Below are 15,504 nucleotides of genomic sequence, written 5' to 3' on the forward strand. Positions count from 1 at the left end.
AATCATGATATTTAGTAAAAGGTAGAGTTAGGTAGAATATTTTTCCGGACAAGTGCAGCAGAACCGATAATGCTTTCATCTCCGATAGTGATGTTTTGAATAACAGTCGCATTCGCGCCTACAAAAACATTATCGCCACAAGTAACACCACCGCACAGCACCCCGCCAGGTGAAATATGGCAGTTATTACCAACAATTGAGTCATGCTCAATGATAACGCCTGTATTGATAATTGTATTTTCACCAAGTCTTACGCCGGGTTGAATTATTGCACCAGGTAAAACCTGTACACCTTCGCCTAATTCTGAGTACGAAGAAACTATAGCGTCTTTAGATACAACTGTTTCAAATACAAACCCGATAGTTTTTAATTTCTCAAATATCGCTTTTCTGATATGAGACCCAGGCACAAAGCCTAAGCCATTTACTACCTTTATTGCCTCGGGTGAGTATTTGCTAATAAAAACATCATCGGGAATAACGGGTATACCATTAAATACTTCACGATTTAGAGATAACTGTTTATCAACTATAACTTCTATTTTATACCCAAGCTTGAGTAACATATCAGCAATAACAGAGGCATGGCCCCCACCACCAAATAAAGCAATCGTTTTAGTCATTGCTGATTCTATCACCTTCACGATAATCTTTTTTTGCTGTTTTCCCTTGCATACTCCAATATTCATACGGTGAAATACCATCACCGGGACGTTTGATAGCAATATTATCGCTACTAAAATTAGAACCCGAACTAATATCTTTTGCAGCAACAATGCTTCGACGTGCTATCGATTTATTCTTTTGCTCTGAAGCCGTTGGTCTTTTAACTCCATCACCTAAAGCTAATTCAACGTTTCTAATTGCTTTAACCATTTCTGCAAGCTCGTTTGGTTCAAGAGATGCTTTATGATCAGGCCCTTCCATATTTTTATCGAGAGTGAAATGTTTTTCTATTATAACAGCTCCTCTTGCAACAGCGGCAACTGGAATAGTAATGCCCTGACTATGATCTGAATATCCTGTCGGTAAGCCAAAGGCTAAAGCCATAGAATCCATCGCCCTCAGATTTATTTCATTCATTGGTGCAGGATATTCAGTAGTGCAATGTAATATACGTACCTTTTCTTTCAGTGCGCGCTGCCCAGCATCCGATGAATATGCTTTCTGAAATTCTGAGCGTGACGGTTCCACATCACCATCAGAAGTAAATCCAAATGCAAGCACACCCAGAGCATCTTCAATTTCGGATAATGTAGCCATTCCTGTTGACAAGATAATATTGCAGCCTGTCAATGCATGCGATAATACGAATGGAGCGTTCGTTATCTCTCCTGAGGGTATTTTCAACGTTTTCAAGTTTAAGTCATTTACCAAAAAATTTAAGCTTTCTTCATCAAATGCAGTAGATAAAAACTCAATGCCTAACTGGTTGCAATAGTCAATTAGTTCCTTATGAACTTCATAAGATAATTCTAACCGACTTAACATGGCTAGCTGCGATTCGGTTTTATTAGTATTAGCAACTTGATATTCAGCCTGAACTGCACTAGATGTAACGAGACTTTGCGATTTGAAGGTTTGAAACTTTACTATATCAGCTCCAGCGTCGTGTGCCGCATCGACCAAACGAAAAGCCAGGTCACGCTGGCCATTGTGATTTACACCGGCCTCTGCAATGATAAGAGTCATAATGTTATCCTAAATCGTGAAATTTTTTCATGGGATTAAAATCGAGTGTTTTAACTGCATTAATAATTTTTTTGCTCGAATCACCTTCCCCATAAGGATTATCAATTTTTACAGCATTAAGTTTAACTTTCATCTGGCAGGCTGCTTTTATAGTCTCAACAATAGCATTCTTATTTGGGAGGCAGTTAAAAACAGAGTCAGCAGCCAATCTACCATTTTGACGAGAGCCAATATTTATAGTTGGGACACCAAATGATGGTGCTTCAATGATTCCACTTGAAGAGTTCCCAATTACCATAGTGCTATGCTTCAATGCAGAAAGGTAGCGAAGTTGTCCTAAGGAGGGTATAGCAAAAACTCTACCCGCCTGATTCTTCGCATATTGCTCAAGGATTGGAATTATTTGCCGCCCACCATCGTCTGAATTTGGATAAGTTATAATGATTTTGTATTCTTTAAATTCATCAAGTGCATCCAATAATGCCTCAAAAGAGGACTTTGGTGATTCGAATGCAAGAGTCACAGGGTGATATGTAACTAGAAAATAAGGACAATCTAACGCAAAATTTAATGATTTACTTAATTCAGCTAATCCTAGTAGATTAGTACGATGAAGGTGTTCGAGGCCTAACGCACCGACATTGTAAACTCTGTTAGGTTCCTCACCTAATTGAATGACTCTTGTACGATATTCTTCTGTTGAAACTCCATGCAGATAACTAAGCTTAGTTATAGCATGACGAATCGCATCGTCGTATGCACCTTCAGTAATTTCACCGCCATGTAAATGAAAGATAGGTATTCTTAAGAACATTGCTGCCTGGGCTGCTGCAAAAGCTTCATATCGATCCCCCAGAATGATAATCAGGTCAGGTTTCATTCTGGCTAGTGCATCGGCAAATCCAATTAAACCAAGCCCTATACTCTTCACCACTCCAATAGCACTGTCCGAAGATAGCAGGATTTCAACTTTTTCATCAATCTTAAAGCCATCTTCTTCTATCTGCTGCCATGTTAGGCCAAATTCAGGGGACAAATGCATCCCGCTAACCAAAACCTGGAGCTCAAGAGTAGGATCATTTTTTATGTCCTGCATTAACCAATATAGCAGACCATATTCAGCTCTTGTACCAGTAAAGACAGCAATTTTTTTTGGCATACCAAATTTTCCTACAAAGTATTGATAGGGGTACTTGGAAGATTAATTAATCTCTCTTCAATAATTTCCGATTGTGTCAATTCATCACGAATGCATCCGCTATACATTGGTAAACGATGCATTAATTTCCAGACAGGCCTGGTCATTATCCCCTTCTGATTCAAATCGTTAAGTAACCGTTCTCTCGTTTCTTTTGTGTCACATATAACCGCATTTAACCAGTAATTAGAACGTGCATATTCAGGCTCAGATACAAATCTCAGTTCACTTTTAGCAAAAAACTCTTGATATTTTTTAGCAAGCTCTCTTTTTTGAGAGAGGAAAAGATTAATATTTTCTATTTGTGCACAACCAAGAGCGGCATTAATATTTGGCATCCGATAATTAAATCCTGGTTCATCATGATTAAACTCGTAAGGATGAGGAATTTTCGCCGTCGTTGTTACATGCTTAGTTCTTTTACCTTCCTCCTCTGAATGACATAAAATCATTCCACCACCGCCAGTGGTGATTATTTTGTTACCATTAAAACTTAAACATCCATATTTTCCGATTGTGCCAGTATGTCTACCTTTATAATAAGACCCCAGGCTCTCTGCAGCATCTTCTACTAATGTGATGCCCCACTTAAGACATACTTTAAGTAATTCATCTAACTCAACTGGATGACCAAAAGTATGCATCGGAACTGCCGCTCGAATATTTTTACCCGTTTTCCGATGAATTGCACCAGATTCAGTGAGCTCAGCATTTTCATTAAGCCAATTACTCATCGCTACTGGACATAGGCCCATGCTAATAGGTGATATATCGATGAAGACAGGCTCTGCACCTAAATGATATATGGCATTGCATGTTGCGACAAATGTTAATGCTTGTGTAATGACCAAGTCACCACGTTGCACTCCAGAAAGATAGAGTGCTGCGTGTAGCGCAGCGGTACCATTTACTGTCGCCACTGCCCTTGGGCTTTTTGTATAAGATTCGATTTTCCTCTCGAATTCATCCACATACTTCCCAACACTAGAGACAAAACTTGATTCAATTGTATCAGCAACATATGCCTTTTCATTTCCAATGAATGTTGGCACATGGAGAGGAATGAAATCATCCGTTTTATACAGTTCTCTAATAAAATCCACCAAGATATCAGCGTTCATCTTTCAACCTTTACATTTTGCCATCTAAATATTTGCCTTTTTCTTGATGTCCGAAACCACCAATAGTTTCGTGAAATAAAGAAACGATTTCATCTTTGTTCCATGATAAATCTTTCTTCATACTCTGAATTTTATCACGGAAATTCTGTATTTTTTCAGAATCAGGCGAAGATGTATTTTTAACTATTCCAATGTTATCGTATTTATACATATCAACAATTTCATTTGCCATGAAAAACTCTTCGAAATCCTTTTCACCTGTAGTATCACTCGGTGTAAACAAGCAAGGCCATAAATCTTTGTTTAGATTACTTTTGGCAAATTCTCGCGCTTCTTCTTCTGAATTACATAAATATGGCTTTAGTCCTAGCTGTTGTAAATACAGCACAGCTATTTCCGAAAAAGTTATTAAATCCAACTCTTCGCTTAGTTTAGGGAAAAATATATCACCACGTTCTCCGAAGATACATGACATCAAACATAACTCACCGGACTCTTGTGGAGTAACAAAATAGCGTTTGATATCATTAGGAGCAACAATCGGTTGTCTTTTCTGTATTCTTTGGTTAAAACCATGTAATAACGAACCATCAGAGAAAGCAACATTTGCAAATCTTGCTGTTGAGATATTTATGTTCTGGCTTTGTTCCATTAAAAACATTTCCATGATACGTTTAGAGCCACCCATCATATTAACGGGATTGGCGGCCTTGTCCGTTGACACACAGAAATATTTTTTTGCGCCGTGCAAATGAGATTGAATGATTGTTTTTTCCGTATTAAACACATTAACATCTATCATACGCATTAATGTGTAAGGGTCTTTTTCACTACGAACGTGCTTTAGAGCAGATAAATTCAATACATAATCATATTCGCCATCAGCTTTTATGAATGCATCATATACGATAGAGCCTATATCTAAAGCGAAAGTTTTAAAATCCCCATTAATATAACCAAAAGAACTTCGGATATCACGAACGAGCTCAACTAAATTGTTTTCACTGATATCAACCACATGTAACTTTTTAGGATTTCTTTTGAATATTTCTTTAGTTACAGCCTGACCTATCGAACCAGCGCCACCAAGAACTAGAAATTTCGAATCTGAAACAATCTCTTTTAATTCATTCTCATGGTGGATGATATCCGATTCGAACAATGCTTTATTTCTTCCAATTAACTTTAAAATATCAATCATTTTTATCTTACTCCAAAAGATTTATTGAATCGTGGGTTTTGTTTATCTTTTTCTGATAAAACCACTTCAATTGAAGGCCATTCAATATTTATGGTTTCATCATTCCAAATTATTCCAGCCTCATGCTGGGGTGCATAATAATTTGTCGTTTTATAAACAAACTCAGCAGATTCACTTAATACTAAAAATCCATGCGCAAATCCTTCAGGGATCCACAATTGTTTTTTATTTTCAGCAGAGATATTTACACCAACCCATTTACCAAAAGTTGGAGAAGATTCGCGAATATCCACGGCGACATCAAATACTTCGCCCGCAACGCAGCGTACTAATTTACCCTGCGCGTAGGGATCTAACTGATAGTGCAATCCGCGTAAAACGCCTTTACACGATTTCGAATGGTTATCTTGTACAAATTCAATTTTTCGCCCAACTGCTTCTTCAAAAACTTTATGGCTAAAGCTTTCAAAGAAAAAACCGCGTTCGTCACCAAATACTTTCGGCTCAAAAATGAGTACATCTGGAATATCAGTTTTTACAACTTTCATCGATTAGTAACCTTTTATCATTTTAAGCAGATATTGACCGTAGGCATTCTTTTTCAGGGGTTCTGCCAGTATCTTGACCTGCTCCGCATCGATGAAACCTTTTCGAAAAGCAATCTCTTCAGGACAGGAAACCTTTAGCCCCTGACGCTCTTCAATTGTCGCAATAAAGTTACTCGCTTCAATCAGGCTCTGGTGTGTACCGGTATCCAGCCAGGCATATCCGCGTCCCATCATCGCTACAGACAAACGGCCCTGCTCCAGGTAGATACGGTTAATATCGGTAATTTCCAACTCACCACGCGCAGAAGGCTTTAGGTTCTTCGCCATTTCCACTACATCATTGTCGTAGAAATAAAGACCCGTTACGGCATAGTTGCTTTTAGGTTCCAGCGGCTTCTCTTCCAGACTGATAGCCGTACCATTTTTATCGAACTCCACCACGCCATAACGTTCAGGATCGTTGACGTGGTAGGCGAATACCGTTGCACCTTCGCCTTTACTCACTGCGGCTTCCAGCTGTTTAGGCAAATCATGACCGTAGAAAATATTATCGCCCAGCACCAGCGCACAGCTATCGTCACCAATGAACTCTTCACCAATGATAAAAGCCTGTGCCAGTCCATCAGGACTTGGCTGTACTTTATACTGAAGGTTTAACCCCCACTGACTGCCGTCGCCCAGAAGCTGTTCAAAGCGTGGGGTATCCTGTGGCGTACTGATGATCAAAATGTCTTTAATCCCCGCCAGCATCAGTGTAGACAGCGGATAGTAAATCATTGGTTTGTCGTAAATGGGCAGCAGTTGTTTACTCACCGCCATGGTCACAGGGTAGAGACGAGTACCGGATCCACCAGCAAGAATAATACCTTTACGCGTAGCCATTTTAATTTCTCTATAAATGCAAATTGCCCGAATCCGGGCAATTATTTAATGATTAGATTGATTCAGCGGTAAAAAGCTCGGCGAGCATTCGCTTAACGCCCACATCCCATGCCGGTAATACCAGGCCAAAGTTGCGCTGGAATTTCTCTGTATTTAAACGCGAATTATGTGGCCGACGTGCAGGCGTAGGATATGCGGTGGTTGGAACGGCATTGAGTTTTTCAATTTCCAGTTCAATCCCCGCCTTTCTGGCTTCATCGAATACTAACGCGGCATAGTCATACCAGGTGGTCGTGTCTGATGCAACAAGATGATACAGGCCAGCCACTTCCGGTTTTACCATCGCTACACGGATAGCATGCGCAGTACAGTCAGCCAGTAACTCAGCGCCTGTCGGTGCGCCAACCTGATCGTTGATGACGGAGAGCTCTTTACGCGCTTTCGCCAGGCGAAGCATTGTTTTTGCAAAGTTATTGCCTTTGCCGGCGTAAACCCAACTTGTGCGGAAAATCAGGTGCTTAGCACAATGAGACTGGAGCGCTTTTTCACCCTCGAGCTTGGTCTGCCCATATACATTAAGAGGTGCGGTAGCATCCGTTTCGCACCATGGCGTTTCGCCATCCCCTGGAAACACGTAATCAGTAGAATAGTGTACAACCCAGGCACCGATTTTAGCCGCTTCTTTCGCAATTGCCTCGACGCTGGTTGCGTTGAGCAGCTGAGCGAATTCCTGCTCTGATTCAGCTTTATCGACTGCGGTATGCGCCGCAGCATTGACGATGACGTCGGGCTTAATTGTACGAACGGTTTCAGCGATACCTTCAGGGTTGCTAAAATCACCACAATATTCTTTCGACTGCACATCGAGTGCAATCACGTTCCCTAATGGTGCGAGTGCACGCTGGAGTTCCCAACCCACCTGCCCTGTCTTGCCGAACAGAAGAATGTTCATTATTGACGTTCTCCGTAATTCTGTTCGATCCAGGTCTTGTAGGCACCGCTTTTAACATTGTTAACCCAGTCCTGGTTGCTCAAATACCATTCCACGGTCTTGCGGATACCGCTTTCGAATGTCTCTTCGGGTTTCCAGCCCAGCTCAACGCCAATTTTATGTGCATCAATTGCGTAGCGCCGATCATGCCCTGGACGGTCAGCGACGTAAGTAATCTGATCGCGATAGGAGCCTTCTTTCGGCACGATTTCATCCAGCAGATCGCAGATGGTGTGTACCACATCCAGATTCTGCTTTTCGTTATGCCCACCAATGTTATATGTTTCACCCGGCTTACCTTGGGTTACAACGGTATACAGCGCACGCGCATGGTCTTCAACATACAGCCAGTCACGTATCTGGTCACCTTTGCCGTAAATTGGCAGCGCTTTACCGTCCAGAGCATTCAAAATCACCAACGGGATCAGCTTTTCAGGGAAATGATACGGACCGTAGTTATTGGAGCAGTTAGTCACAATCGTAGGGAAACCGTAGGTACGCAGCCACGCGCGTACAAGATGATCGCTGGAGGCTTTAGAGGCGGAATACGGGCTGCTTGGCGCATAGGCTGTAGTTTCGGTAAACAGCGGCAACTCAGCAGACGCAGGATGTTCATCAGGGTGAGGCAAATCACCGTAAACTTCATCAGTTGAGATGTGGTGGAAACGAAACGCCGCTTTAGCCGCATCATCTAACGTCAACCAGTAGGCACGGGCGGCCTCCAGAAGGACATAGGTACCCACAATGTTAGTTTCAATAAACGCAGCTGGGCCGGTAATAGAACGGTCAACGTGACTCTCTGCCGCAAGGTGCATCACCGCATCCGGTTTGTGCTCGGCAAAAATGCGATCCATAGCGGCTTTATCGCAAATATCCGCATGTTCGAAGACATAACGATCGCTTTCATTGACGTCGGTCAGTGACTCCAGGTTACCGGCGTAAGTCAGTTTATCCACATTGACGACCGCATCCTGGGTATTCTTAATAATATGACGCACCACTGCTGAGCCGATAAAACCGGCACCGCCCGTAACAAGAATCTTCACGTTAGCTATTCCATCTATTGGGTATATCGAGATATTGATGCTCTGGAACCCGATTAATAATAACGGTTTCAGAAATTTTGCACGCTACCGCCCCTGGCTTAACAGCTACCAGTGCACTGAGCGAATGTTGAATAAAGGATTTTGAAGTCTGATTACAGACAAAAAACTGGCATTAATTGTCGTCCTAAATGGCCCTGGAAACAAGCACAAATCGTTACAAATCAGCCCACAATTGAATCAGATAACTGCATGTTATTGCTAGAATTAATAATAAAAAACGGCAGTTACCATTTTGGTTATGTTTGACATAGCCAAATGATAACTGCCGCTTATTCAAAAAGACAAAAAGGAATATCAGTCGTTAGCCAGCAGCTTCTCAATCCGGCTTCTGAACTTCGCCCCTTCCTTCAGGTTACGCAGCCCATAGTTCACAAACGCCTGCATATACCCCATTTTCTTACCGCAGTCATAGCTGTCACCCGTCATCAGCATGGCATCCACAGACTGCTTCTTCGCCAGTTCGGCAATCGCGTCAGTCAGCTGAATACGGTCCCAGGCGCCTGGCTCGGTTTTCTCCAGCTCCGCCCAGATATCGGCATTCAGAACATAACGGCCCACCGCCATCAGGTCGGAGTCCAGCGTCTGCGGCTGATCCGGCTTTTCGATGAACTCAACGATGCGGCTCACCTGCCCTTCCGTCTCCAGCGCTTCTTTCGTCTGAATCACAGAGTACTCAGAGAGATCGCCCTTCATGCGTTTTGCCAGTACCTGGCTGCGACCGGTTTCGTTGAAACGCGCCACCATGGCCGCCAGGTTGTAGCGCAGCGGATCGGCAGACGCGGTATCAATGATGATGTCCGGAAGAACAACGATGAACGGGTTATCACCGACAACCGGACGGGCACACAGGATGGAGTGGCCCAGCCCCAGCGGCTGCGCCTGGCGCACGTTCATGATGGTCACGCCAGGTGGACAAATAGATTGCACTTCCGCCAGCAGCTGGCGTTTCACGCGTTGCTCAAGCAACGCTTCGAGTTCGTAAGAGGTGTCGAAGTGGTTTTCAACCGCATTCTTGGACGAGTGCGTAACCAGGACGATTTCTTTGATCCCTGCAGCAACAATCTCGTCGACGATGTATTGAATCATCGGTTTGTCGACGATCGGCAGCATTTCTTTAGGAATGGCTTTTGTGGCTGGCAACATATGCATGCCCAGGCCTGCTACCGGAATGACTGCTTTCAAATTAATCATTATTTCTTCCACCTTAAAATGGTTGACGAATTATAGCTCTTAAACCTGTTTTCGCCAGCATGATTTGCCGTAATCCTGAGGTAATGTTACGCCTCAGCATCACAAATTTCTGTAGTTGTAATCTGATTCGATCGCGCTTTTGTGCCAGGAATAGTCTCAAAACAGACGATCGTCGATTATTTGCGCGGAAGTGCAAAGTTCAGCCTTTCCACATTCACTACCTGCTGGTCCACCCGGTCAATATCCACCGAGCTCTGCCCCTTCTCATTCACCGCTTTTATGTTCGCCAGTGACAGCAGGGTCTCATCTTTGGCCATAAATTTGCCCCGCACATCCTTACGTAAGTCAAAGTTTATCTTCAGCGCAGGACCGATAGCAGCCTCCTGCATCACGTTGATATTACGTAAGAACAGATGCTGCGGCTTATTGTGCAGCTCAAGCGTCGCGCGCTTCATCTCGACGTTGGTGATCGCCACAAAGGAGGTGGCATTGCCGGATGATATTTGGATTCCGCGCAGCTTATACGCAAGCTGGCGATTATCCAGATGAATATTGTTTAGCTTGAAGTTCTGGGGAATGGACAAATAATCGCCTTTAATGACCCCATAGCCAATTAGCATTCCGGCACTATTGACCATATCGACATTATCAATAATGAAATTATCACAGCCATAAATAGCTACCGTGGCGTTATCTATTCCCGCCTTTTTACTGAAGTCGGGGGTAATATTTTCGGCCTTTATATTGCGGATAACAAAGTGTTTACCGTTTTCAACATGTACCAGCTGGCGACAGTTGCTGCCGGTGATGTTGGCCACCACGAAGTTCTTAACGGTCTGTTTTTCAGGATAGTCGTTGTCGTAGGTGCTCCCGGCGAGGCCAATACCGATACCCCAGTTGATCTTGCCGTTGGTGCAGTTGATGTTGTCGATGACGTGATCGGAGATCAGGATATTGCGGTCATTGATCGCCACATTCCACTCAATCGCATCGCCCTGCAGGTGGCTGAATTTGCTGTTGGTAATACGGGCCCCATCGATCTGGTTATGAAAACCCTGACGCAGGATAGCGTAGTTAGCCTGGCTCACGCTGATATTATCAATCAGCAAATTGCGCATCACTTTGGGTTTCTTACCGCCAATGTAGATCTGCGTTACCGGGCCAAATCCACTCATTGCCAGCCCTTTAATCACACAATCTGAGCCACGAACGTCGAGCGTAATGTTCTCCGTGCGCCCTGCCCCTTCGCCAATGACCTTGCAGCCTTCCTGCAGAACAAAGCGGCCGCGCCCGTTGCCGGTTAACGCCCCGCGGATCAGCAGCGTTTTACCGTCAGGAATGAAAATGCCCGTATTGATGTTCTCGCAGGTGAGTCCCGCCGGGACAACGACGATGTCACCTTCTTTAAACGCCTGCTTAAAGGCAGCGATCCAGTCGTTGTTATTGTACTGATTAACTGAGACCGTCTTTCCGCCTGCCGCCCGCGCGAGGCGGGACGACAGCAGCGGCGTGGCCGCCAGAACGGACAGAGAAGAGACAAAAGTGCGTCGGGTAATCTTTTTCAGCATACAACCTCGGCGTTACAGCGTTTGCAGCAGGCTCGCTAACTGGCGATTAATCACCTGCTGGTTAAAATCGGTTTCTACTTTTTGTCTGGCATTGTGAATCACGGGCTCCAGCGCCTGCTGGTCGATGTCGCTGAAGGCCGCTAACCGGTCAGCAAGGGCCATCGCGTTATTCTCCGGCACCAGCCAGCCGGAATGGTCAGATTTAATCAGCTCCGGGATCCCGCTGTGCAGGGTCGATACCACCGGAATACCCACGGCCATCGCCTCCATCAGCGCCACCGGAATGCCTTCCATGTCACCATCGGCGCCCGTCACGGAGGGCAGCAGGAACACGTCCGCCTCATCGAGCATGGCCTTAACTTCATGGCTCGGCTTAAAGCCCGGCATCTCCACGACATCGTCCAGCTGATACTGTTCGATAAGCGTGCGCAGACGACGTTCCCACGGCCCAATGCCGAGAATGCGATAGTGGAACGCCACCCCGCGTGCTTTTAGCTGACGGCAGGCCTCAATGGCCACATGCAGACCTTTCTTTTCGGTCAGACGCGCCACAGAGATGATCTGTAGCGGTTTTCCCGGCACCTTCACCGGACGACGCGTAAAGCGTGTTAAATCGACGCCCATGCGCGAAACGGCAATCTTCTCACCCGGGCAGCCCATACTTTTCAGGCGTCCGGCCCACAGGTCGCTGATGGGCAGCATCATGTCACCACGGCGGAAAAGCTGCTGATACTCTGGCGTATAGTGGTTCAACACTTCACGGCTTGAGATGTCGATTCCGTGGAAAATAGTCGCAATCTTGCCGTCTATTACCCCCAGTTCGCGCAGCTTCGCGGCAGTGACACCCGCCGGGCCGAAGTGGGCGATAAACACATCGGCACGATACGGCTGCGCCGTTTGCCCGCAGATGGCCGACAGGATCAGATTGCGAGATTCGGCCCCATAGCGGGAAACATTCAGCGCCCGCCAGGTCTGCGGCCGATGGATCCCGCGTAAGGTCTGGCTGGCCCGGTGGCGCAGCTTGCTCAACTTCCCGGAAGGCTCATCCTGAAGCCAGCGGGTTTTCGCCTCCAGCCCATACTGGGTATAGGCCGCATGGGTGTTTTGGGTATCGCCCTTTTGCAGGGCGATAATCTCCACGTCATATCCCATATCGATAAACGCGGTAATTTGGTTCAGCACAAAGGTCTCGGACGACAGCGGAAATTTCAGTAAGAAGAAACCAACCTTCATTTCCCCTCCCGTACGCGGTCGAGTACCGATTTCACCATGCCAATGCCCTTCTCGCGCTCGGCTTTCACCGCCACGGCCAGCCGTTCGTTGATGGCGGGCAGTTGACCCAGCGTGTCCCCCACCATCGCACCAAGCGAACCATCCAGCAGATGACGAATATCCACGGCCATTTCCGGCATGCCAAGCTGCTGCATAATCCCGGCGGATTTGTGTTCGTAGTTAATGGCGATGGCCGGCGTACCGAAGTTCATGGAGATAATGGCCGAATGCAGGCGGGTGCCGACGGTCAGGTCACAGGCGCCGAGCAGCTTGCCCATTTCAAGGTCGTTCAGCTCATCCATCACAACGTGATAACGGGACGGATCGTTAACCAGGTTGCGCAGGTTCAGCGCCACCATGCGGTCATCTTTGTTGTAGCTGTCGATGCCGGTACAGGTGGAAAGCGCCAGTACCTGATAACCGCTGTCCAGCACGCGGTTCACCACGTCGGCAAAGGCTTTCTCATACGCCGCCTGGGTGGTGCCTAGCCGTTTATCAAAGGGAGCCAGTTCACGCAGCGTGATGGCGACCGTTTTTTGTTTTGCCGCCACGTCCAGCCAGTGCTGTACCGCGTAGCTTGCCTGGAAGCTGTCGTCCTGATGATCCACCAGCCAGGCGGTGTCCACGCCGTGTTCTACTTTAGACGTGTCAATTTCGCTGCGCTTCATCATATCCAGACTCACCGACTCACGCAGGATCAGCGCGTCGCAGTGCCCAAAGACATAGTTCGCCAGCTGGTTGAACTGCGGATCCTGGAAAGGTCCGACGCTGTGGCCAATCATAAACAACGGCTTTTTGGCCATAAACGTGCAGAGCGCATGTTCAAACTGCGGTACGCCGTAGAGATCGACGAAGAACGAACCGCCAACCTGAATAATCGCGTCGTAGCCGGACAGCAGCCGCACGAAATCGGTAAAGCCCTGCGCAATCGCAATGTTGCGCAGCTTGCCGGTATCCGTCACGCGGGAAAGCAGCACCTGGTGCTGGTAGCGACGACGCAGGACTTTCTTCACCCGCCCCATCACGCCTGCGGCGTTGTTATGCTGTTTCATCTGGCTGTAGAGCGGGTCGCCCATTACCGGGCGGTTCAGTAACCAGGATGAGCTGACCGGATAACGGCTCATCACGTCCACTTCGGTCTCAGGCTTAAGGGTGTTAATTGCATCCAGTAAACCGCGCAGGATGGCGCTGTCGCCACGGTTGCCGCAGGTATGGTTGCCAAGAATTAATAATTTCATAATGGCCTCTTAAATAACTAGCCTGCGCGAAGCAGCGTTTTCATTTTTTCGTTACGGCAAAACTGGCGCTTCATTTCGACCACCAGCGCATTGCGTGACAGCACAATCATCACGCCAAATGCCAGCGCGCCGGCGGCCACCTGCACCGCCAGCAGTGCGGCCAGCGGCAGATGGCCGCGAAGGATAATGCCCAGACCGTAGCTCACAGCCAGGGTTGGCAGTGAGAGGTAAAAAGGCAGCCACAGACTCAAAATGTACTGACGGTAGCTGGAGCCCAGCACCGGCTTAATCATGATGAAGTAGCTCAGAACGGTATTGACTACCTGCACCAGCAGGAAGCCCAGCGTGACGCCGATGGCGCCCGCCATATGGCCACCGACGATAATTGCCGGAATAAACAGGAAGGTTTTGAACACGTTGAACTTGAAGCTGATATCCACCCGTGCCTTCGCCATCAGCAGCGAACCAATCGGATTCCCCACGGAGCGCAGCAGTCCCACCACGCAGAGCAATTGCAGGATCGGGATAATGCCGTTCCACTTCTCGCCAAACACCAGCGGTACGAAGTTGCTCGAGACCACCATTAACCCCAGCAGCACCGGGAAGTTGATGATCCCTACCACGGACAGCAGCTTGTAAAAATTAACGCGCAGCTTTTCGGTATCGTCCTGAATCTTGGCAAACGCCGGGAACAGGACGCGGGTGATAATCGGGTTCAGCTTCATCGGCGGTACAACCGCAACGTTATAGGCCAGGTTGTAGCCCCCCGCGACGCTCGCCCCAAGAATACGTGCCAGCACCAGCGTTGAGAGGTTGGTATTCACGTAGTTAATGATGCTGTCCGCCGTCAGCCACGCGCCAAAGCGCAGGTTAGACGAGACGGACGCGAGAGAGAAATGCAGCCCCGGGCGATAAATTTTGCGGCCAAAATAGCCAAACAGCAGCGTACGCACGGCGGAGTTGACCAGGTAACCGAGGATGGCCGTCATCGCCAGCGGCCAGAAATGGGCGCTGACCACGGTGAAGGTAAAGCCCGCCAGCACGGCGCTGGTTTCGATCATGCCGATTTTGTTGAACTCCAGCTCTTTCTGCATCAGCGCGCGGAACTGCTGCCCGTGTGGGATCACCACGAAGGCAAAGGACAATGTGCGCATCAGCGGGGCGAGATCCGGGTTGTGCAGCACGCTGGCGATAGTACCGCTCAGCAGAAAGACCAGCACAAACACGAAAATACCCAGCCCCACATTCAGCCAGTAGAGCGTGGTCAGCTCCAGATGGCTGATCTCTTTACGCTGGATAATCGAGTTGGCGATACCAAAGTCCGACAGCGTGTCGGCCAGCGCAATAATCACCAGCGAGACGGTCAGCAGGCCGAACTGGTGATTATCAATAATGCGCGCCAGCACCGTCATCTGCACCAGGCCGAGGCCAATGATGACGATGGTCGCCATCGCTGACCACTTGGCGCCGCTGATGGTTTTTTCACGTAAGCTCAT

At 47.1% G+C, this 15,504-nt stretch carries 14 protein-coding genes; all 14 read right to left on the reverse strand.

Annotation, left to right across the window (positions count from 1 at the left end; all coding sequences use genetic code 11):
* Window positions 1–11: 11 nt before the first annotated feature.
* The 14 genes from ACOTY9_RS05385 to wzxC all read right to left on the reverse strand — a co-directional run bounded on the left by ACOTY9_RS05385 (window position 12) and on the right by wzxC (window position 15,504).
* A complete protein-coding gene (locus ACOTY9_RS05385) occupies window positions 12–623 on the reverse strand; it encodes an acetyltransferase (protein WP_248196946.1) in 612 nt (203 codons plus the stop codon).
* Entirely contained in the window at window positions 616–1,692 is a 1,077-nt protein-coding gene (gene neuB, locus ACOTY9_RS05390) for an N-acetylneuraminate synthase (RefSeq protein WP_248196947.1), read from the reverse strand. The genes ACOTY9_RS05385 and neuB overlap by 8 nt, the downstream gene beginning before the upstream one ends.
* A 4-nt stretch (window positions 1,693–1,696) precedes the next feature.
* Window positions 1,697–2,851: a UDP-N-acetylglucosamine 2-epimerase gene (neuC, locus tag ACOTY9_RS05395; protein ID WP_048995765.1), complete on the reverse strand. Its 1,155-nt coding sequence runs from the start codon at window positions 2,849–2,851 to the stop codon at window positions 1,697–1,699.
* Window positions 2,852–2,862: 11 nt separating this feature from the next.
* Window positions 2,863–4,011, reverse strand: coding sequence for a LegC family aminotransferase (locus tag ACOTY9_RS05400; RefSeq protein ID WP_348565393.1), 1,149 nt, complete (start codon window positions 4,009–4,011; stop codon window positions 2,863–2,865).
* A gap of 10 nt (window positions 4,012–4,021) precedes the next feature.
* Window positions 4,022–5,212, reverse strand: coding sequence for a UDP-N-acetylglucosamine 4,6-dehydratase (locus ACOTY9_RS05405; protein ID WP_248196954.1), 1,191 nt, complete (start codon window positions 5,210–5,212; stop codon window positions 4,022–4,024).
* Between the two features lie 2 nt (window positions 5,213–5,214).
* A complete protein-coding gene (gene rfbC / locus ACOTY9_RS05410) occupies window positions 5,215–5,760 on the reverse strand; it encodes a dTDP-4-dehydrorhamnose 3,5-epimerase (protein WP_248196956.1) in 546 nt (181 codons plus the stop codon).
* A 3-nt stretch (window positions 5,761–5,763) separates the two neighbouring features.
* Window positions 5,764–6,642 (reverse strand): glucose-1-phosphate thymidylyltransferase RfbA, encoded by an 879-nt coding sequence (gene rfbA, locus ACOTY9_RS05415; RefSeq protein ID WP_048995749.1) that lies wholly within the window; start codon window positions 6,640–6,642, stop codon window positions 5,764–5,766.
* A gap of 52 nt (window positions 6,643–6,694) precedes the next feature.
* On the reverse strand, window positions 6,695–7,594 hold the full coding sequence (gene rfbD / locus ACOTY9_RS05420) for a dTDP-4-dehydrorhamnose reductase (protein WP_032636060.1): 900 nt from the start codon (window positions 7,592–7,594) through the stop codon (window positions 6,695–6,697).
* Window positions 7,594–8,679: a dTDP-glucose 4,6-dehydratase gene (gene rfbB, locus ACOTY9_RS05425; protein ID WP_348565392.1), complete on the reverse strand. Its 1,086-nt coding sequence runs from the start codon at window positions 8,677–8,679 to the stop codon at window positions 7,594–7,596. Before rfbB ends, rfbD begins: the two co-directional genes overlap by 1 nt.
* Before the next feature lie 354 nt (window positions 8,680–9,033).
* The gene (galF, locus tag ACOTY9_RS05430; RefSeq protein WP_032636058.1) at window positions 9,034–9,930 is read right to left on the reverse strand and encodes a GalU regulator GalF; all 897 of its coding nucleotides are present in this window, start codon (window positions 9,928–9,930) and stop codon (window positions 9,034–9,036) included.
* 176 nt (window positions 9,931–10,106) lie between these two features.
* Window positions 10,107–11,498 (reverse strand): colanic acid biosynthesis protein WcaM, encoded by a 1,392-nt coding sequence (wcaM, locus tag ACOTY9_RS05435; protein WP_032636057.1) that lies wholly within the window; start codon window positions 11,496–11,498, stop codon window positions 10,107–10,109.
* A 12-nt stretch (window positions 11,499–11,510) separates the two neighbouring features.
* The gene (gene wcaL / locus ACOTY9_RS05440; protein ID WP_248196959.1) at window positions 11,511–12,731 is read right to left on the reverse strand and encodes a colanic acid biosynthesis glycosyltransferase WcaL; all 1,221 of its coding nucleotides are present in this window, start codon (window positions 12,729–12,731) and stop codon (window positions 11,511–11,513) included.
* Entirely contained in the window at window positions 12,728–14,008 is a 1,281-nt protein-coding gene (wcaK, locus tag ACOTY9_RS05445; RefSeq protein WP_023330878.1) for a colanic acid biosynthesis pyruvyl transferase WcaK, read from the reverse strand. The genes wcaL and wcaK overlap by 4 nt, the downstream gene beginning before the upstream one ends.
* Before the next feature lie 17 nt (window positions 14,009–14,025).
* Window positions 14,026–15,504 carry a colanic acid undecaprenyl disphosphate flippase WzxC gene (gene wzxC / locus ACOTY9_RS05450; protein ID WP_014884495.1) on the reverse strand — a complete coding sequence of 493 codons (1,479 nt, stop codon included), beginning with the start codon at window positions 15,502–15,504 and terminating at the stop codon, window positions 14,026–14,028.

This window comes from Enterobacter cloacae complex sp. SHL012, assembly GCF_049237505.1.
Lineage (GTDB): Bacteria > Pseudomonadota > Gammaproteobacteria > Enterobacterales > Enterobacteriaceae > Enterobacter > Enterobacter kobei.

What these genes read in the sequence shown, in the direction of transcription:
- neuB (WP_248196947.1), bottom strand. Translation starts at nt 1,692, where the DNA reads ATGACTCTTATCATTGCAGAGGCCGGTGTAAATCACAATGGCCAGCGT.
- wzxC (WP_014884495.1), bottom strand. Translation starts at nt 15,504, where the DNA reads ATGAGCTTACGTGAAAAAACCATCAGCGGCGCCAAGTGGTCAGCGATG.
- galF (WP_032636058.1), bottom strand. Translation starts at nt 9,930, where the DNA reads ATGATTAATTTGAAAGCAGTCATTCCGGTAGCAGGCCTGGGCATGCAT.
- wcaL (WP_248196959.1), bottom strand. Translation starts at nt 12,731, where the DNA reads ATGAAGGTTGGTTTCTTCTTACTGAAATTTCCGCTGTCGTCCGAGACC.
- rfbC (WP_248196956.1), bottom strand. Translation starts at nt 5,760, where the DNA reads ATGAAAGTTGTAAAAACTGATATTCCAGATGTACTCATTTTTGAGCCG.
- ACOTY9_RS05405 (WP_248196954.1), bottom strand. Translation starts at nt 5,212, where the DNA reads ATGATTGATATTTTAAAGTTAATTGGAAGAAATAAAGCATTGTTCGAA.
- ACOTY9_RS05385 (WP_248196946.1), bottom strand. Translation starts at nt 623, where the DNA reads ATGACTAAAACGATTGCTTTATTTGGTGGTGGGGGCCATGCCTCTGTT.
- rfbD (WP_032636060.1), bottom strand. Translation starts at nt 7,594, where the DNA reads ATGAACATTCTTCTGTTCGGCAAGACAGGGCAGGTGGGTTGGGAACTC.
- wcaK (WP_023330878.1), bottom strand. Translation starts at nt 14,008, where the DNA reads ATGAAATTATTAATTCTTGGCAACCATACCTGCGGCAACCGTGGCGAC.
- neuC (WP_048995765.1), bottom strand. Translation starts at nt 2,851, where the DNA reads ATGCCAAAAAAAATTGCTGTCTTTACTGGTACAAGAGCTGAATATGGT.
- ACOTY9_RS05400 (WP_348565393.1), bottom strand. Translation starts at nt 4,011, where the DNA reads ATGAACGCTGATATCTTGGTGGATTTTATTAGAGAACTGTATAAAACG.
- rfbA (WP_048995749.1), bottom strand. Translation starts at nt 6,642, where the DNA reads ATGGCTACGCGTAAAGGTATTATTCTTGCTGGTGGATCCGGTACTCGT.
- wcaM (WP_032636057.1), bottom strand. Translation starts at nt 11,498, where the DNA reads ATGCTGAAAAAGATTACCCGACGCACTTTTGTCTCTTCTCTGTCCGTT.